Annotated in this window: 9 protein-coding genes; 1 reads left to right on the top strand and 8 read right to left on the bottom strand. The window is 38.6% G+C overall.

Annotated elements, in window-relative coordinates:
• Positions 1-13: 13 nt before the first annotated feature.
• From CYTFE_RS0123805 to CYTFE_RS0123770, 8 genes are all read right to left on the bottom strand, one after another.
• Positions 14-4,105: a hybrid sensor histidine kinase/response regulator gene (locus CYTFE_RS0123805; RefSeq protein WP_027473868.1), complete on the bottom strand. Its 4,092-nt coding sequence runs from the start codon at positions 4,103-4,105 to the stop codon at positions 14-16.
• Positions 4,106-4,118: 13 nt separating this feature from the next.
• Positions 4,119-6,296: a glycoside hydrolase family 3 C-terminal domain-containing protein gene (locus CYTFE_RS0123800; RefSeq protein WP_027473867.1), complete on the bottom strand. Its 2,178-nt coding sequence runs from the start codon at positions 6,294-6,296 to the stop codon at positions 4,119-4,121.
• A 19-nt stretch (positions 6,297-6,315) separates the two neighbouring features.
• On the bottom strand, positions 6,316-8,739 hold the full coding sequence (locus CYTFE_RS28005; protein WP_052343406.1) for a glycosyl hydrolase family 95 catalytic domain-containing protein: 2,424 nt from the start codon (positions 8,737-8,739) through the stop codon (positions 6,316-6,318).
• 265 nt (positions 8,740-9,004) lie between these two features.
• Entirely contained in the window at positions 9,005-11,866 is a 2,862-nt protein-coding gene (locus tag CYTFE_RS28000) for a TIM-barrel domain-containing protein (RefSeq protein ID WP_244880348.1), read from the bottom strand.
• Positions 11,867-11,878: 12 nt separating this feature from the next.
• Positions 11,879-13,564: a cellulase family glycosylhydrolase gene (locus CYTFE_RS0123785; RefSeq protein WP_027473866.1), complete on the bottom strand. Its 1,686-nt coding sequence runs from the start codon at positions 13,562-13,564 to the stop codon at positions 11,879-11,881.
• A gap of 78 nt (positions 13,565-13,642) precedes the next feature.
• Positions 13,643-15,484, bottom strand: a complete 1,842-nt coding sequence (locus CYTFE_RS0123780; protein WP_027473865.1) for a hypothetical protein — start codon at positions 15,482-15,484, stop codon at positions 13,643-13,645.
• Between the two features lie 18 nt (positions 15,485-15,502).
• On the bottom strand, positions 15,503-17,137 hold the full coding sequence (locus CYTFE_RS0123775) for a RagB/SusD family nutrient uptake outer membrane protein (RefSeq protein WP_027473864.1): 1,635 nt from the start codon (positions 17,135-17,137) through the stop codon (positions 15,503-15,505).
• 19 nt (positions 17,138-17,156) lie between these two features.
• Complete coding sequence (locus CYTFE_RS0123770) at positions 17,157-20,354, bottom strand: SusC/RagA family TonB-linked outer membrane protein (RefSeq protein WP_235208198.1); 3,198 nt, start codon at positions 20,352-20,354, stop codon at positions 17,157-17,159.
• A 644-nt stretch (positions 20,355-20,998) separates the two neighbouring features.
• Between CYTFE_RS0123770 and CYTFE_RS0123760 the strand changes: the two genes are divergently transcribed.
• On the top strand, positions 20,999-21,871 hold the full coding sequence (locus CYTFE_RS0123760; protein ID WP_027473861.1) for a DUF4861 family protein: 873 nt from the start codon (positions 20,999-21,001) through the stop codon (positions 21,869-21,871).
• Positions 21,872-21,909 lie beyond the last annotated feature (38 nt).

Genomic DNA, 21,909 nt, shown 5'->3' with positions numbered 1-21,909 from the left:
AAAGACCTATTACTCATTTATTTTGGGCTTTTGCATAAGCGGTAGGTAACATACCATATTCCTGTTTAAAATATTTAGAAAATAGTCTTGGACTATTAAATCCTACCTGATATGCCACTTCAGCAATTTGCATTTGGCTTTTCTCCAATAATTGGGCGCCTCGTTTTAGTCGTATAATACGTATAAACTCAATGGGCGACTTACCAGTGATGGCCATCATTTTCTTATACAGATAAACACGACTCATTCCCAATTCCTTACTCATATCTTCCACCGAGAAGTCGGCCTGAGACATTTTGTTCTCCACTAAAAGCACTGCTTTTTTAATAAGTTTTTCATCCATTGATGTGATCGTTACTTCGCCGGGAGATATATCTACAGTTTTCTGAAACTGCTTCTGTATCTTATTTCTTTTCTCTATCAGCTTATGGATTCTAAGCAAGAGCAATTCCATATTAAAAGGTTTGGTGATATAGTCATCAGCCCCAATTTCCAGCCCCTTTATTTTATCCTCATCGGCCGTGCGGGCAGTCAGTAGAATAATTGGAATATGCGAAGTTCTAATATCCTTTCTCAATATATCACACAATTCTAGGCCGTCCATATTAGGCATCATCACATCACTAATAATTAAATCAGGCAATATTTCATGTACCATCTCATAGGCCATTTTTCCATCCGAGGCCTCATGAACCAGGAAGTGATCTTGTAAAGTTTCTTTCATAAAAACCCGAAAATCCACATTGTCTTCAACCAACAGAATGATTGGCTTAGCATCACCTGTGGAGCTATTTCCTTCTATCTCCTTCCCTCCCTCATCCTTTCGCTCTTTCTCTGGTTCTTCCGTCATCACAGGCGTACCCTCCTGTCTTTCCACCGGCAGTGACACAATAAAGGTAGATCCTTTCCCTTCTTCACTTTCCAGACTTATTGTACCATGATGCAGCTGTACCATTTCACGCACCAAATTAAGACCGATACCACTCCCGGACACCCCTAATTTTTTATTATTTTCTGATTGATAAAAACGAACAAAAACCTTATCCTGATCCTCTTTTTTGATGCCAATACCAGTATCCTTCACTGAAATATGCACCATTTGATCATGTTTATCTTTACGCAACCAAATACTTACCTTCCCATTTTCAGATGTAAACTTTAGTGCATTTGACAAGAGGTTCATAATCACCTTATGCAATTTATCCTTATCAAAATGAAGCATATACTGTTCCATCTCACTATTAAAAGATAATTCAATCTGTTTTTTGGCAAAGGCATCTACAAAATGATCACTTATTTTTTGTAAAAACACCACAATATCGCCATAGGATGGGTTATATTTTAAGCCGTGTAACTCCAGCTTACGAAAATCGAGTAGCTGATTCACAAGGTCCAACAACTGACGCGCATTTCTATCAATCACTTCCAACAACTTACGTTCTTCCTTAGGCTTCACCAACTCCTGCAGTTTATACAAAGGAGTTAAAATAAGCGTAAGGGGAGTTCTAAATTCATGACTTATATTTGTCAAGAAGCGCAGCTTCATTTCATCCATCTCGTGATTACGTTTGGCTTGCAAGCGTTCCTGCTCCATGTCAAACTTGATCCGTTCTCTTTTCAACATCAAATAGCGAGAATAAACCAATGACAAAACAATCAAGACCAAATATAAAATATACGCAATGGATGTTGCATAAAACGGAGGCAACACTTTGATATGTAATTGGGCATAGTTATCATTCCATACGCCATCATTATTCGATGCTTTCACCTTAAAATAATAATCTCCTGCATTCAAATTGGTATAGGTAACTTTATGCGCACTATTCTCCAACATCAACCATTCATCATTAAAGCCTTCAAGCATATATTTAAACCGGTTTTTTTCCGGAATAAAAAACTCAAGAGCTGTAAAGTCAATGGTAAACACATTCATGGAATGTTTAATCTCAATTTTTCTTGTTGATGTAACAGAATTCTCTAATATTTTAATATTGCGCACCTTTGAATCGGGCGAAATACTCTGGTTGTATACCTGAAAATCGGTAAATACAACCTTTGGCAACACCTTATTATATTTTATCTCCTGAGGCTTAAACAAGTTAAATCCGTTGGCTCCTCCAAATATAAGCTCCTGATTACTGGTTTTATAACTTGCATTTGGGTTAAACTCTTTACCTTGCAGACCATCCTCTTCGGTATAATCGTAAATATAGAATGAATAGTTATTCTGAGGCGACAGCTCTTTTACTATAATCTGGCTAAGTCCGGTGGACTTGCTAACCCAAATTCTTCGGGACTCGTCTTCCTCAATACAATTAATAATATCTTGCGGTAGTCCATCCTCTTCGGTAAAACACTTAATAAAATCACTATTGGGATCAAAAACATACAAGCCCTCTCGTGTTGCTGTCCACAACAATCCTCTGGAATCTTCCAACACATCATTAACCGTTTTATTAGCTACCGGATAAGGCTTTGTGCGGTTATCAACGGGATGATATTTATATCTCTGCTCCGCAACATTATAAAATATTATTCCATTTGCGGTAGCTATAAACATGTTACCACTCGCTAATCTAGTGATTTTATTGACAAAGACTGTGGGCAGATTAACGATCCCTTTATTCGGAAGCGGCAAGAAAGTATCATCTTCTCTATGATAATAATAAATTCCTCCACCCAACGTTCCTACCCACAATTGCTGATTAGTATCTTCTACAATAGACCATATATTATTATTTCCCAAGCCCTGTGCAGAAGGACTCCCATATTGATAACGTTTAAATTGCTTACCATCAAATAGATTTAATCCCCCCGCAAAGGTACCAACCCAAAGTGCACCGTAGGCATCAATATAAAGCGATACAACCACATCGCTACTTAAAGAAACCGGATCATTTTTATCATGCCGATAAGAAGTGTAAGTGTTATTTTTTCGATCAAAATAGATGATACCTCCTCCATTGGTTCCAATCCATAGGTTTCCTTTTTTATCTTCCGCAAAACAATTCACATCACTATAAGGCAAACTGGTTTCATCAGAAAGCACATGCGTAAAATGCGGAAATTTATGTATGCTTTCATGATAATAGCTTAAGCCATTTTTGAATGTCCCAATCCATATGATGTTGTTATTATCCATATACAAATCCGTAATGGAGTTTTGCGCAACACTTTTATGATTATCTGAATGATGATAAATTTTATTTATTTGTCCTGAATACTTATTCAAAACATCCACACCACCATGATCCGTTCCAATCCAAATCAATCCCTTATCATCCTGAATGATTTTCTTTATCAAATTACTACTTAAACTGATAGGCTTACTATCTATGGTATAACGATTCCATTGACCAGACAAACTATTATAATGATAAATACCTTTATTGTTTCCATAATACCAGATATCTTTTTCCGCATCAATAAAAATAGAAGAACTCAGGCTATCTGTCCCTAACTTCCCCTGTAAAAAATCGGTCTCAAATATCCGCTTATAGCTTGAATCATTATAGCATTCTACCCTACCTGTATTAAACAGATAATAAATATTTTGATGAGTATGTACAAAGTCAACAACAAAATCATTCCCTTCCCGTTTTTCAACAAAAACATTTTTCACAGAAAAACGAAGTGAATCATATAGTCCGTAATACTTTTCCTGAAAGAACTTAATCCACAAACCTTTCTTATCACCGCAATACACACGTTCAATATCACTTCCTTTTGTATCTAGCTTAAGATACTGGCTTACATCCTTATAAAACTTTTCTTTATGAATATCATAGACCGTATAACCAAGACTTGTTTCAATCCATAGATTACCTTTAAAATCTTCCTGAATATTCACAATATAATTATCCACAATAGAGGCAGTATCCGTTGTGCTATGCTTATAATTAACAAATGAAGTGCCATCATACCGACTGATTCCGGCCATCGTACCAATCCAGATAAAACCGCGTGTATCCTTATGGATACAGGTCACCTGATTATTCACCAGGCCATCCGCATTGTCTACCTGCAAAAAAGAATATTGCTTTTGGGCAACAACAAACAGAAAACAGAAGATAAATATAAGGACTGCTAACGCTTTCTTCATTTATTAAGGATAACTAATCAATGGTTATTTTTTGTTTATATACAATATGATCCGATGAATTGCCCACATACAGCAGGTAGGAGCCTTTTTCCAACTTCCAATCCGATATACTTTCATCATAATAGGCCAGCTTACTCACAGGAATATCTATCTGAACATTCTTTTCTTGAGAAGTTTTAAGATATACCTTTTTAAATCCTTTCAGTTCTTTAACAGCCCTATCAACTTTTGATTTATGCTTACCTACATATACCTGAATCACTTCTGCGCCATCAACTTCTCCCTTATTTTTTGTACGACACATAACTCTTATCACATCATCGGGTGAATAGTTCTTTTTATCAGCACGTATATCTAAAATATCAAATTTAGTATAGGACAATCCATAACCAAAAGCAAAAAGAGGCTTTATTTTTTTTGTATCATGCCACCTGTAACCTACTAAAATATCTTCCTTATAAACCTGTTTAATACTATCTCCCGGATAAGATAGCATTCCAAAGTGATGAGCTGCATTATCGGATAACTGAACCGGATAGGAATAAGGTAGTTTACCCGATGGACTAACATCACCTGCAATAATATCAGCCAAAGCATTACCTGCTTCACTTCCATTATACCACGATTGAATCAGGGCCTTACAATCAGCAAGCCAAGGCATAGCTACAGCGTTACCGCTCACCAATACTACACCCAGATTGGCATTCACCTTTAAAAGTTTCGCAATCAACTCATTTTGACCAAAAGGCAATTCAAAATGTTTCCTATCATCACCTTCGCAATCTTGGTGATGATTTTTATTTAATCCTCCAACATACAATACCAGATCTGCTTTTTCAGCCACTTCGACCGCCGCTTGCACCAGTGAGTCCGCATCTAATTTAGAAGGGATTTCTTTTCCATAAGCCGACGGTCCAGATGCATAGCCCATAGAATAAAGAATAGTGGCATTGGCAAAACGTTTTTTAATTCCTTCCAATGGAGAAATTTCATATTTAGCTTTTAGTTCCGAAGAACCTCCCCCTACAGTTAACGACCGTGTTGCATTTTCGCCAATAACAGCTATTCTCATTTTTTTATTACTATCGAGCGGGAAAAAATCATTTTCATTTTTCAGCAGTACGATACCATCTCTTGCTACATTTCGTGCCACTTGGGCATGCTCCTGGTTATTGGCACAACCAAAACTGCGTGAGGATGCCATATTGGTTCTCAACATCAAACGCAATATTCTTCGTACTTTATCATCCAGCATCGACGTTTTAATTTCATTATTTTTCAACATTTTCAAAAACGGCTTTGCCAGATAATAATTATCATAAGCCAAATCGATAGACGATGTCAATCCGTTTGTCCAGGAACCCATTTCAATATCCAGACCATATAAGGCAGCCTCTTTTGTATCATGAGCACTTCCCCAGTCTGACACCACCACACCATCGAAGCCCCAATCTCCTTTTAAAACATCCTTGATCAACATCTTATGGTGAGTAGTATGTTGTCCTCTAAATTGGTTATAGGCACCCATAATAGCCCAGACTCCTCCCTCTTTAACTGCAGCTTTAAAAGCAGGCAAATAAATCTCATGCAAAGCGCGATCGCTAACATGCACGTCAATATGTCCACGCCAATGTTCCTGATTATTTAATGCATAATGTTTAACACAGGCAGCCACTCCATTACGCTGAACACCTTTGATATAAGGAACTACCATTTCTGATGCCAGCAAAGGATCTTCACCCATATATTCAAAGTTACGCCCATTGAGTGGTGTACGATAAATATTTACTCCTGGTCCTAATAATATATCTTTCTTACGATAACGAGCCTCCTCGCCTATGGCAACACCATAGGCATAAGATAACGCTGGATTAAATGTTGCTGCCAGACAGGTAAGAGCAGGGAAGGCGGTAATAGAATCGTTGGTCCACCCAGCATACCCCCAATTATCCCAGTTTATTTCACCCCGAACCCCATGCGGCCCATCAGACATCCATATTTCAGGTATTCCTAACCTTGGAACACCAGGAGAACTAAATTTAGATTGAGCATGGCACATAGCCACTTTCTCTTCTAATGTTAACTGACTGAGTATTTCATCAATACGCTTTTCCATATCTTGCTTATTCTGAGCTTTCAAACCCAAAGTGATCATCATAATGATGAGTAAACTAAAACTAAAACGATTCATGTACACTATTGTTATCTATCTATTTATTAATACTTAATTTAACAGGAAAGTCTGCCTGCAATGATAAAATTACACGATTATCACTAATCCTATATTTTGCGCCATCTACAACAATACCGGATAATTGAACATCACTACCAAAATCAAGGGTTATTATTTGCTGTTCTTTAGAAACAAAACAAACATCCGCTTTCTGTTCATCCCATCTAATATAGTCAAATTTCACACCTCCTCTGGCCAATACACCATTTAGCGCTCCACGATGCCACTCATCGGGCAAAGCAGCAAAAAGCGTTATATGACCCGGACGACTATTTACAATCATGCGTGTCATCAAAGAAGGAATTCCTCCACTAATATCCATATTAAAAAGTTGTCCCGGATTATGTGTGGTAGCCATAGCATTGGTCCAATAAAACTGAGACAAATATCGCAAAATTTCAACTGCTGTTTCTTTATCTTTCATGTTTACCGCTGCGAAACCCAGATGACACATCCCAAAAGCCATTTCTCCACCTTGATGCGCTTTTCTTATTTTCATCCGTTCATGGATAGTTTTTATGACGGCCTGCTGTAAGCTTTCGGATGCCAATATTTCTTTATCCGGGACTTCATACAAACCATACAGATGAGACGCGTGGCGATGCGCCTGATTGTCCGTTAAGCCTTCCCACAACCACTCCCTTAGTACTCCATCCTCACTAACTTGATAATCTGGGAGCAAACTAAAAAAAACTTCCTTTTCTTTTATCTCTTTCGCACTTAAACCTAATATTTTAGCAGCATTAATCCAATTATTTGTTAATTCCTTTATGATCATGACATCCATGGTGGCATTTATACAATTCTGCCAACGATGTTCCAGCGGGTTATTTTCAGGCGAATAGGATGGCACTATCATATATTTACCATCATCACCCATGGTTAAAAAATCCTCCCAAAAAAGCAAAGCCTCTGTCATAAAAGGAAAAGCTCTTTCCTTGAGAAAATCCCTATCTCCAGTAAACAAATAATAATCATAAAAATATGAAGCGGTCCAACCGGCACCTCCATTCCAATACTCCATACACCAAGTTTCATCGTAATGATTATTATAACCATGTGAACTGGTATGAGAAGGGATATGAATACCCCGTACTCCATACAGCTGTTTTGCATTGGTACGGTAATAAGCCATCATGCGTTCATGATAATTAAAATAAGCCATCATCAGCTCCGGCATATTGCCATTCAATAAATGAGATATAGCTACCTGTACATTACCATCATGCGTAAAATCAGAACTCCAGGGCGGCGTCCATGATCCACTCCATATTCCTTGCAAGTTGGGAGGATTGGTTCCTGTAGCGCACAATATATGGTAACGTGCCGCTTCAAACTGACGTTGCATAAATCCAGGAGTCGTATGATCTCTTATGGTAGAGACCAAAACCTCGGACGTCATCTGTTCTTCCTGTTCTGTACATGCCAAATCTAAAGATACGCTGTTATAAAGCAAACCATGTGTTTGCTTTTGCTTACTTAATAAGAAGGCATAACTATCACCTGCACTCCTCAGCCTTTCCTTTAAACGATCGATAGAAGAACTATTATCTGCTTTATAGGGCTCCATAGTCGTGAGTATCAATACTTCATCCGCATTTTTTATGGTATAAGCATCTCCTTCAACCACTTTTTCCCCACCTGTTATCATCACTTTCAGTAATCCATCGTACCCATCCGGTGAAGCAGAATGCGGCTGCCCGTATGCCACGTGATAATGCATAAAATCCTGATTAACATAAGTGTCTGATTCACTTATCAACTTATCAATAAGCTTATTTTGCTCCCATGAATGAGGATATTTTGCCAGTTGTATTTTCACTGAAACGGGTGCAGTGCCTTTAATTTGGGTTACAATAACACCATTCGGCCTTGAGGCAAATGTTTTACGTACATAGGATCCTTTTTGATCTGTCCATGCCACAATTGCTTCGGCTGTTTCATAATCTACACTTCTCTCATAAGCTTTGATGTTAGATGCTGGCATATGGATACTTAACTCGGCAGCTGGTACATAAGCATCAGTCCATTTTTTATTTCCATAACCTGCATCTCTCCATATCTGCGCACCCAGCTTTGCCACTTCACCGTATTTCCCATCCAACGATAACTTTTTTATTTGCTCCATATGAGATGCCATATCCGGAGGTATCACAGGTGCTTCAGAAGGTAGATATAACAATGCGTGATTCAGAATAATAGATTCTTCAAAGGGTTTACCCATCACCATGGCACCCATGGTACCATTACCCGTCAATAAAGCATCATCCCACTGAGCCGCAGGTAACCAGCTAACAAATCCTTTTTTAGGCGCAAGCCTATTTTGAGAAACCAAAGACAGCGCGATCCAGGAAATGAAGAATACAAACCCAAGCTTTTTATTCATCTTTAAAAAATTCATTATTCACCAAATTTTATACTCAAAGGAGTTCATGAATACTAGGTAACCACTCATGTACCCATGCATAAAATCGCTCCTATTTTAAACCCGGATGATGCATTAGAACTTACTCGTGAGCGTTAGAAGTGCCATGAAACAAGTTAGCTTGCTATTGGATTGGAAGCATTTCTATTGACTTATAGATTTTCCAAAGCATTTTTCGGGATAAATTAAATATCCCGGCAAATGATGCTTTGCCGGGATAAAATGATTCCCAATAAATAAGTTATTGGAATTGAATCACTAGTTGATCACCACGATAGGTTGCAGCCTTGTGATCAACTTCTTTAATGTCATCTATACTAATTTTATCAGGTGCAGAAACCAAAACCAATTTAAAAATACGCTCTTTTTGCATTTCTTTGTATGAACCTTTACGAGCATCTATTGTCAAAGTTTTATTTTTATCATCCCATTTAAAAGGAATCATAGTACATTCACCCTTTTCGTAGTTATAATTAAGACCTTCGTCCTCATATAAGGTAAACGAGCCGTCTGCGCCTTCATAAATAGCAATTGTAATGGCCTCGTTCAATTTCTGATCCGTATATTCAATTTCTGGTCCTACAGGTAATATTGAACCCGCTTTAATATACATTGGCATTCTTTCATAAGGTGCATCGGCTTCAATTTGCTGTCCACCTTTTATGCGTTCTCCGGTGTTGACATCATACCAATCAGTACCTTCAGGAAGATAAACCGCACGTTCCCTGGCTCCATAGGTATACACCGGACATATCATCAATGAAGGGCCAAACATATACTGATCATCCAAATTTACCACTTTTTTATCCTCGGGAAAATCCATCACCAGAGCACGCATAATGGTATAATCATCAAAATAAACCTGTCCCGCCAACGAATAAATATAGGGCATGAGTCGATATCGTAGTTTATTGTAATACAAAATACTTTGATAGGCGCTATGTGATTCTGGTGCAACATTAAACACTTCGCGATAAGGATACTGGCCATGTGCTCTAAACAAGGGAACAAAAGCACCAAACTGATACCAACGTGTGTTTAATTCGCGCCATTCCTTTAGGTCTTCACTTCCTTCTTTTGCAATTTCATAACGTTTCTCCACGCAAAAACCACCAATATCCATTGTCCAATAAGGGATGCCCGATAGGGCAAAATTCATCCCAGCAGTAATCTGTGCTTTCATATCTTCCCAACGTGTACCAATATCACCACTCCACGTAGCGGTCGCATAACGCTGCAATCCAGCAAAACCTGAACGTGTCAATAAAAATACACGTTTATTAGGATCAACACTTCTTTGTCCTTCATAAATAGCGTCTGCATTCATTAAAGCGTAGGTATTTAAATACTCAGTAGAAGAACCAATGGCTGTTGGAGTAGACAATTTTTTGCGATATTCAAGACTGGAATTGGACAAAATATCGGGTTCTGAGGCATCCATCCACCAAGCATCCATCCCATATTTATAAATGTTATTCTTCATCTGTTCCCAGAACAAATCACGTGCCTCCTGACTATAAGGGTCATAAAACGAACCCACATATCCTGGCCCAATCCAATCTTTCACACTATCTTTCACTGCCTGTTGATAAATATATCCTTTGGCATCTAATGCTTTATAATGATGGGTATTACAATAAAACTTGGGCCATACAGAGATCATACAATGGGCATTCATCCCATGGATATCATTCATCATCTTTTGTGGGTCGGGAAAGCGACTGACATCAAACTCATGACTTCCCCATTGGTCTTCTTCCCAATAGGACCAATCCTGCACAATATTATCAATGGGTATATGACGTTTACGAAACTCCGCCAACGTTTCTACAATTTCATCTTGAGTTTTGTAACGTTCGCGACTTTGCCAGAAACCATAGGCCCACCGGGGAAGTATGGTAGCTTTACCCGTTAGGTGACGATAACCACTTATTATCTTATCCATATTATCCCCATGAATAAAATAATAATCCATGTGCTGTCCCATCTCCGACCAAAGTGCTAATTTACTCTGCTCTGTTTCAGAACGTGGGCTCAGTGCTTTCAGACTAATATAAGATATTCCTCCATCAGGTTTCCAATCCAGTTTCACAGGAACCCTTTCCCCCGCTTTCAACTCAACTGTAAACTTATAGGTATTTGGATTCCAAGCTGTACGCCAACGTTCCTTCACCACCTCTTTACCACCAATTTGCACCTTGGTATAACCTGCATAATACAATTTAAAATGATACAAGCCGGTTTCTGGGGCTTCTATCTCTCCTTCCCAAACAATTTCTGCGTTGGCAAAGGGAAAATTATCAGGAAAACGCTGGATGGTTTCCAAATTTTCATAATCTATCTCAGCCTCATCCTGTTCGGTAAATACCTCACCTAAAGCAGTTATGTATTTAGCCGATAAGCCTCCCTCTTCGCCCTTACTATTATATAGTTTGAACTGCGACATTTGACCGTACTCCTCAGCATTACCAAAACGCGTCAATGAATAATTATCCCATAACAAACCATAATTTTTATTTGACACCACAAAAGGCACTGAAACCTTGGTGTTATATTGGTAAAGTTCTTCGTTTTTACTTTTATAATTCCATTCATCACTCTGGTGCTGACCTAAACCGTAAAAAGCTTCATCCTCCGGTGAATCAAATATCTGCTGAAAGGAATAACCATGATAACCATCGGCCTCTATGGGAGTAAAACTTTTGGACCTACCGTCCGCTTCTTTTAAAATAGAATGGCCATGTAAGTCATAAAATTCCACTTTACCATCTGACAAAGAGACCTGCGCCTGTATACGGGCCGTTTTTAAGGTAATAAACGCTCCCTTTTCCTCCACAGTAAAGGCCGTCTTATTTTCTTGCGGTATAACAATCAAACTCTCCCTGTTTGGAAAAGTATTTTCCGGAGTAGCACTCACCCGAATAATTTCATCAGAAATAACTTCTAGTTTGACCGTGGCCGCATCAGATTTTGTTTGCTGATCTAAAGATACCACCACTCCACTGGCTGACTTTTTATATCGTGGTTGCGAGCAGGATGCCATCGCCCCCAATATACCCAATGCAACACAAAATAAAATAAATTGCTTTTTATATATCATCATAAGTTATTTTTTCTAATTATTTGCACCTTCAATAATGGCAGCAACAGCCTCCGTATGAACAACCTCACCAGTACTGCGGTTAAACAAACCAAAACCATTGTTACCCGTACCCCCATTATCCCATATAAAAGGAACCATACCATTCATCTTGGCAGTTCGTGTAACCGTTTTTAAGTAATAATTTCTCGACGCCAAATGTTTTTCCAAGGCTTCACTCTTTAATTCGGCGCGCAACATAGCTCCATACTCTCCCAAAATAACAGGAACACCTTTATCATAAAAATGGGTCTTCATGGCACCAAACTGTTCCTCTAACCAGTCCTCCTGTCCCCAATCAGATACATCCGTATAAGCTTCACCCCACTGAGGAGTATAATCACTTTCTTGTCCACAAAAGTCCCATGGATCATAATAGTGAACTTCAACCCATAATCGATCTTCCACCATATCTGTTGGCATCTTATGATATTTAACCCCATACAAAATATTCGTATTAAATGTTTGTACAATCAAATTCCGATAAGCATTTTTACCTCCTGTGGCACGTACGGCATCCACAAAAGTTTGGTTAAAGGATTGTTGCACGCTTAAATACTCATTGGTAGGATCAGAATACACGCCTTCAACATGAACTTCGTTGGTTCCTGCAAACAACAATCGTTCATCATAATCTCTAAAAAACACAGCTATTTGCTGCCATAGAGCATACTGTTTCTCATTCACCTGATCCTGCTTATCATATGTTGGGTTATTTTCAAGCCATCCGCCATCCCAATGTATATTTAAAATCGCATACATATCATTTGTATAGCAATAGTCCACCACTTCTTTTACCCTAGCAAACCATGAATCCGAAATTTTATAGGTCTCTTGATCTACGATATAGCTATCCCATGCACAGGGAATCCGTACAGCATTGAAGCCTGCCGCTTTCACACCATCAATCAACACCTTAGAAACAATAGGGTTACCCCATCCTATTTCTCCGCCAGGCACTTCCATTGAATTACCTATATTCCATCCAGCGACCATTTTTGACGCCAAGGTCAATGCTTCACTTTCCACTCCATTTTTATCTGCCGGAATAAACAACTCTGCTCCCACTTGATTGATCACGGCTTTAGCTGTTATATCATTTAATGTAAAAGAGATATGTCCTACCCTACTTAAGAAAGAGCTATTGGCATCCACATCAAAAGAAATGGTTGAATCAGCAAGAGACTTTAGATCATTTCTTACAATCCAATCTACATCGATCGTTATTTCAAAATCATTTGATAATTGCATACCCACATTCACAGTACCCCCTTGAGCTGAAACGTCAAACGCACTTTGCTCAAGAGCCAAAAGATAATTCTCATTTTGCGTTAGCTCAAGTGTTTTACTCATATCACCTGCAGTAACTTTAATGCTTGAAGTTCTTACTTCATAAGTACTATTCTCTGACACAGTAAGCATAATCGCATTTGTTCCTGCGGATCCTGATGCAGGCACAATAGAGCACCATTCCTCTGAGCTTTCAATGGTCCAATTCACATTACTCTTAAGGTGAATCGTTTTTGTTTCTCCAGTCTGTGATACTTCAAGTTGAGCAACCGAAAGCACTAATTCCGGAGTAACACTGGCTTCATCCTTCGAACACCCTCCTAACGACATTAGGCTCATCAGAATAAACAATAACATATGATACAACTTCATAAGGTATATTTTTTTGAAAAAAAGCCAAGTTCGCCTCTATACAACGAGCCTGGCTTATCATTAAAAACAGAAATTAAACTAATACACTACAATTTTGTCAACCGTAGCAGTAATAGATGAAAGATCAGATACATCTGCGGCCAACCCTAAAACATCAACCACAAATACAACTGCACCCGTTGCAGCACCACTGGGTTCACAATAAACAGTGTAAGTACCATCGCCATTCACAGTTACTTCGCCAGGACCTGTACCATCACCCCAATAATCATACGTCCAGGTTGGATCTGAGTACGAAATAGCTGTTTGATAACTACCAACTGCACCTTCATCAAGTGCAATACCACCAAGTGTAAATGTTATTTCAATTCGTTTATTGTATACTATCGTTTCAGGATCTAATGGAGGATCTGTTACTGTACTTCCATATTCGTTATATAATTCCAACCGCAGGTTTCCCTTTTCTTCCAAGTCACCAAACACTAACTTTGAGTTATCAAATGCCAGTTCTGTTCCTTGCACTTCAGAATCTCCAGAACCAACTTGTGGAACCAATTTATAAACCATATATTCAGCTTTTTCCGGATCTCGGACACCAACCCACATACCCGTAACATGACCCGCCAAATCCTTTTCGATGGAAGTAATTCTCCATGTATTGTCAGAACTGGTATTAAGATTAACCCATGAACAAATATTAAATGATGGCGTAACACCGGTGAATGTATAAATTCCTTTTTCATCCAGTTCATAAGTTCCCGTTTCTACAGTTCCGTCGGGGGCTGTGTATTCTACCGTATTGTTTTGGGCATTCATTTTCAATGAAAAATTGGCATAAGTCGCTGGTACATCCCCATTAAAGCCTGTCCAATCCGCATATGTTTCCGGAGAAACCCAGTCTGCATTCAACAATGTACCGGATAAGTTAGCCCAATTAAAAGGCGTTTCAGCAGAGAGTACCCAATTTATATCATAACTCACAACTTTAGATACATCATCTAACCAGCCATCGGGTAATGTAGGTTCAGGATCTGGCAAATCCTCCGGCACATAATTCTCGGCATAATCATCTGATACAAAATTCCAGGCATATAAATAATCTCCTTCTTCATTGGTTCTTCTAACCCCTATCATTAATTGATTTTCTGTGAGTTCAAGAATAACCAAATCACTATTCCAGTTACTTGCATTTGCAATAAAATTATTGGACCGAAGGATGGTTGCATCGGTAGTTGTAATGGTATGGTTATCCACGTCTATTAAGAATGTTCCTACCTCATCAAGCCCTTCGGTAACCTTATGGGTAGTCATGACAGCCCCATCGATTAAACTAAAAGTCATCCTACTATCCTTATCTGCTTCTTCTATTATCCATTGATTATCACTCCACGAAGGTGCCCATCCAATAGCTGCGGTGCCTGCCTGCCACTCTGTCCATGTTGTATGAGGCTCACAATAAGTTAAAGGTCCAGCAGCCAGACCATAATCACCATAATCCAATCGCCACGTCTTTTTATTACCTACACCACCCGTTAGATATGTCCACAACTCATTATCAATAAAACCTGCATACATTTGATCAATTGAAAACCTGACTGTATCACCATACACATATCCACCTCTCGTTTGAACTCCAAACTGCACATCATATTCTCCAGCAAACGGAATTTTAAGTGTCACTTTATTTTCCTGACTTCGTCCTTGGGGATGATTCCACAGCGGAGTATACTTAGAATCCATTAGGCTAGTCAGGTATATGATATTTGGGTTATCAACATCATGTTCAATGGTATATGCAATACCCTCTACCAAATCCTCCTTACTTATATCTTTGGTTCCTAAGTCAAACTCATCCGGCGTACATGAAGCCATCAGAAACACCGCGATAAGCAATAATAATATTTTATTTATATTCTTCATTGTCTTACATTTTAACATTTATTTCCAACCTTCATTTTGCACCAACACACCATCACTTAAAGTTATTTGGGTATTCGGTATCTGCATAAATCCCTTTGTAGCAGTAATATTAGCCGATGAAATATTTACAAAATCCTCCACATTTCCACTCAACACTGAAACATTTGACTCTGCTATTTCTGTGGCAGCAAATGCTAAGCCCTGACGTAACAGATCCCAGTAACGTAAACCTTCAAAAGCAAACTCAGCTTGTCGCTCCGCCATTATATTATCTTTACTAACAGCTTTTGATTCCAAGCCAGCTCTGGCTCGCACCATATCAAAATAAGTTTGGGCATTCACACTTCCCATCTCAGCAGCCATCAACAACACATCTGCATATCGTATAACTACAAAATCCTGATATTGCGAGATCTGATTATCACCATCCCCAAGTCCTTCTACTGCTGTTGTTCCATCGGGTAGGCACATGGGCGTATACTTTTTGTTGCTATATCCAGTATACTCTCTTTGATCTTTCTTATCAAAGATATCGTCAATACCTTCAGCAGCTACATCAATAACCGAGGCCGTTTTCCTGGTATCACCAACTTCAAAAGCAGCGACTAGCTTAGGATTAACAGTACATGCGCCCCATCCTTTTCCATAAGGAGAGAAATTGGTATTTCTCATACCCATCATCACCAACCAGCGATTTCCATCCAAATTACCATTATAATCTTGGGTAAAGTTAAATTTCTGGGTAAATACAAATTCCTTATTTCCACGACCTGCCCAAGTTGTTTCAAGGCTATTCTCTTCCTCATTAGGAATAGAAGAAGCAGCTTCCCACAAATTTTTATACGCATCAACCAGACCATAACCACCATTCGCAATTACATCTTCTAATCCGGCAAGTACATAATTATGATCTACCACACCTTCAACATCTGTTGTTCCATAATACCCTGTATAAAATAAAAACACCCGCGCCAAAAGGCTCTTTGCTGCCCATTGCGTTACCATTCCGTCGTTTGCTGCCGCCCACGAAGAAGAATAAGCCTCCGCACTAATATTCTCTGCCGCGAATTTCAGATCTTCAGCAATCACTTTATAGGTTTCTGAGGCTTCAGCCTGGGGAACATTAGCGGTTGTTGGTTCCAATATTAAGGGTACTCGATTGAATAAACGCACCAAGTCAAAATATAGCTTGGCTCTCAAAAATCGTGTTTCTCCCTCAATGGTCTTCTTTTTTTCTTCATTTCCTTCCCAGTTAATACCACTCATTTTCTGAAGTAAAGTATTACATCGAAAGATGGCTGCATAATAATCACTCCATGTACCATTAAAGAGGTTATTTTCAGAAGGCGCCTGAGAAAGATCAAAACGATCCAGCAACTGATAAGAGCGGCTATCGGTATTTCCGGTACCACCAAAACAATTATCTGACAACACCTCTGAGGTTACATAAAATGCAAGATTTCCATTGGATGAAGTTCTTTGATACCCATCATAACATCCCACCAAAGCCATCTCAAAATCATCGATGGTCTGGTAAAAATTCGTATCAAAAATAGACGTTTCAGCTTCTACATCCAGAAAGGAATCTGCACAGGAAGCCAGGCCTAAGCCAACAACACCCAATGCTATAATATTTAGTTTCAACATATTCATAACAGTCATTCTTTTTTCATTAAAATTTAAGGTTTACTCCTATCAGGAAGGTTTTAGGACGAGGATAATATCCCAAATCAACACCCGATACCCAATCACTCGTTCCATATCCTATTTCAGGATCCATACCGTCATACTTTGTGAAAGTAAATGCATTTTGAACTGAGGCATATAGTCTACATTGACTAAATGGAGACCTCTTAATCAAAGAAGTAAAATCATAACCCAGAGAGATATTACTGATCCTCAAGAAATCTCCATCCTGAATATATAAATCAGAGAATTGCCAATTTATATTGGTTTCCGTTACCCGGGGCATCGCATTAGATGTACCAGTTCCTGTCCAACGATCCAGTATAGCTGATGAATAATTGGCCTGTTTGTTGGAATGATTGCGATAGGACTGTACTATTTTATTGCCAATAACACCATTGGCCGATAATGAAAAATCAAAGTGTTTATATGCCATACTTACATTCAATCCGTAAGTAATATCGGGAATACCAGAACCTAAATCCTTTTTATCATTGGCGTTTATCTCCCCATTCTTATCCTGATCCACATACTTCACGTCACCAGGCTTTACTTCAGCCTGTAGCACTCCATTTCCTGCACTGATCCAATTGGCTATATCAGCTTCACTCTGAAATATACCAGCTGTTTCGTACCCCCAGAAATATCCTATCTCGTGGCCATTTTCTGCACGATAAAATTCTTCTGAGTTATCGTATAACATATTTGTTAATCCATGGATAATTCCATCCTCTGTAGGAATACTTCCCACTTCATTTTTATTATAAGCTCCATTTATGCCAACGCTATAAGTAAAATCACCTATATTATCATTCCAGTTAAAGGCCAATTCAATACCTGTATTTTTAACATCGCCCCCATTCATATATGGAGCACCTGCTCCGGCAGTTGCTAAAATAGGTGCTTGAACCAACCAATCTTTGGTTGTTTTTATATAAAAATCGCCATTAAAACTTAAACGGCTATTCATAAAATAAGCATCAATACCAATATTGGTTTGTTCCGATGTTTCCCACTTAATATTTTCATTGGATAAACGACTTGGATAGGCTCCAGGGGTGTTTACTAACGAAGTTCCAAATACGTAATTTGCTGCAGGATCATCACCCGAATAACTGGTAGATGTATTCACTGGTGATGCATACTGAAAATTATCAATATTTTGATTACCTACCTGTCCCCAGCTTACTCTTAGCTTCAAATAATCCAACCAACTGTGCATATCTTGCATAAAATCTTCACTTGATATCAACCAACCTGCTGATACCGAAGGGAAGTATCCCCATCTATTTCCTTTAGAAAAACGGGAGGAACCATCTGCTCTGATCGTTGCATTAAACATGTATTTTTCGTTAAAACTATATCCTAAACGCCCAAAATAAGACACCTGACGCGTTTTTACAGCCGGTGCTCCTCCTACTCCCTTTGTTTCCACTACACCGGTAGCTGCACCATCATCATCTGTTTGTAAGGTAGCCTGACCTGTTGTATTATCAATATAAGCATGTGCAAAATCATCAAACTGACTTAATAAATTCCAATTAGAAGCAGAAAGATCGGTTCCTTGATAACGAATAGACTCCATACCCCCCAGTATATCAAACTTATGGCCCCCATCCAATTCAAAATGATAGCTCGCTGTATTGGTCCATGTCATGGTATGCCCCTTACTCATACTCTGATTAACAGAAGTATGATCATTATTGTATGAGTAAATCGAAAATTGATATAAAGGACTGTAGCTACGATACTCTGTTGCATAATAATTAAAACCAAAAAGTGTTTTTATTTTCAAATTCTTAAGAGGTTCTAATTCTGCATAAATATCAGCCAACATTTTTTGGGCATCATTTGCATTATTGGTGTTAGTCATCATAGCTCCATAAGGGTTTCCGTCCCCCTTAGACCATTGCGAGTTGGAGGTATCATTATAGGGACTATTGTAAATATTATTGTCGCTATATACAGGAGCTAACGGTGAGGTAGTAAAAGCACCCCTCAATGTATTGTTATATTGATTACCCACTGAAACACCATTATTTTTCACATAATTGAAATTCATATGCTGTCCAATCTTCAATACATCATCATACAAGTTCTGTTCAGTATTTATCCGAAAACCATAACGTTCATAGTTAGATACATCTGGACCTCCCACTATTCCTTCCTGACCCGTATAATTAAGTGACATAGCATACACCGATTTATCGGAACCGCCATTTATACCCAGTGAGTAATTCTCAGTCACCGCATTATCATAGAACATTTGGTCCACCCAGTCGGTGTTGGCGGCATCTTCAAATACGCTGGCATCATATAAGGCCGACCCCGAATTAAGCGCCTGTTCTTGCATTATCGTAATATATTCATCTTTATTCAGCATATCGGTAGTGCGTCCCACATTTTGAACACCATAATAGGCATCGAAAGTAATTTGAGCCTTACCCGACTTACCTTGTTTGGTTGTTACCAAAACGACTCCATTGGCGGCTTGTGAACCATAAATAGCAGCTGAAGCAGCATCCTTTAATATATCAATACTTTCAATATCCGAGGCGTTTAATAGGGTGATATCACCCTGTACACCGTCAATCATATACAAAGGAGAAGCATCGCCTACGGTACCCAATCCACGAATGGTTACCTTCATATCGGCTCCTGGCTGACCTGAAGTGGATGAAATACTAACCCCCGGCGTCTGTCCCTGCATGGCTTGTAATGGACTCGTAGTACTTTGTTTTTGAATTGCATCTCCTTTAACTTGGGTAGTGGCACCTGTCACCAGTTTCTTTTGCTGAACTCCATAACCCACCACCACAACTTCATCAAATTCTGATACATCCTCATGCATGGTAATGTACAAACTCTCCTGATCACTTATAATAACTTCCTGCGATCTGAAACCAATAAAAGAAAATAACAACACATCATTCTCCTCTACATTGATAGAATAGACTCCATCCATATTCGTTACTGTTCCATTCATCGTTCCTTTTATCAGAACATTTACACCAGGAACTGGTAATCCATCCATTGCCGAAACAACAGTTCCACGCAAGAGCCTCTGTGCCTGACCAAAAACGGGCGATGCTAATATTAATATTAGCATAATTCCACTATAGAATAGATACTGTCGTACTTTACTATACGTAGAAATTTCTTTTCTTACTTTTCTTTCATTCATAGAAAAATGATTTATAAAAACATAACTGATTTAATTCTTCACAAATCTATCTAAAGTAGCTAAAAGCCCCGTTTCGTATTGTTTTGCATATGGGTAAGAATGTTAACAAATATGGTACGCTTGTTTCCTTTATATGCAATAAATGTTAACATCCAAACAGAACTCCGCAGTATAAGTCATAGCCAACATCCTGCTTCATTCTCTTTTGGGGGAACAGGTTCCAAAATCCAGGTGTGGTATTTTGGGGATTGCATACAAAAATTTTCAGACAAGCTGAGAAATTAAATATCCACTTTATCTTAATAACGTCAACCATTGTGCCGATCTACCTGATGGTACTTGTATGGAAATCGAATATGCGTGTGCGCAAACTCAACGAGATATTTTATATATTTGTACAAATAACATTGGGCGCTCCTAATAAATTTTAACGCCCTATTAGGCATAAAAAACAAGTTTAGCGCATGAAACAAACCATGAAAATTGTTTCACACACAGGGGAATGATTAAGCTAGGCGAGTTCCATATAACCACTGAAAAATAAATATAATCATATGAAACGAGCCATGAGAGTGATCTCTCACACAGGAGAATGATTATCACGGTGAGTTCCATATGGCAACTGAAAAACAAATTATAATCATATGAAAACAACCTTATTTTTTTTCTTCATCAGCTTGCTATCGCTAGCCTTGGAGGCACAAAACAAAACCGACGCGAGTTTATTTTTGAGAATAGACTCCCTTTATGTTGATAAAATACAAGACGCTTCGGGCGATTTATACAAAAAAATCGGACATCATGGTCCTGCCATTGAGAATGAATGGATGGCATTACGATTATATTTTAATAATAAAGCCTGTGCCATTGACGTGTATAACAAACAACAACCTGGTCTTGAATTAAAAGAGGCAAAATGGTATCCCAGCGAACAAGAACAAAGAAATGGCTATGGAGCGGATTATTATAAAGCTGGATCTTCAGTAGGTTTGGGAGGAATACGATTATGGGACGGGGAAAAAATAATTCCACTTGCTCCTGTTTCAATGCGTACCGTCAAGGTCCGAAAAGAAAAATGCTATTCTCAAATGGAGATGCTCTCAGAAGACATTCCCTATAAAGGAAATAAGGTAGATATTTTGGTAAGAGTTACTTCGTATACTGGCATCCGAGAAATGAAGGTAGAGGCATTTGCTCTATGCAATGGACCCATTCAGTTTGTTACTGGCATTAACTATCATAAAGGGCAGAAAATTAAACAATCGGATCACTACATTATTTCGTGGGGATATCATCCTGAAGACGTAGCTGCCGAAAAAATTAAAGTAGGTGCTGCCATCCATATTGACCCGTCTACTTATCCAGAAAAAATAGATGACGGCACTCAATTCATTTTTATTTCAAAGCCCACCAAATACCTTAGTCATTGGGTGACTTCGACCATTGAAAAGGATAAAACAATGGGGCATTTAAAGGCATTTGAAGCCTATGTAAAACAAATCGCACAAAACAAATAAAAGCTTTCTGCACACCTCAGATTCTAAGAAAAAGAGCA

This window comes from Saccharicrinis fermentans DSM 9555 = JCM 21142, from assembly GCF_000517085.1.
Lineage (GTDB): Bacteria > Bacteroidota > Bacteroidia > Bacteroidales > Marinilabiliaceae > Saccharicrinis > Saccharicrinis fermentans.
This window is presented reverse-complemented; position numbering and strand designations above follow the sequence as displayed.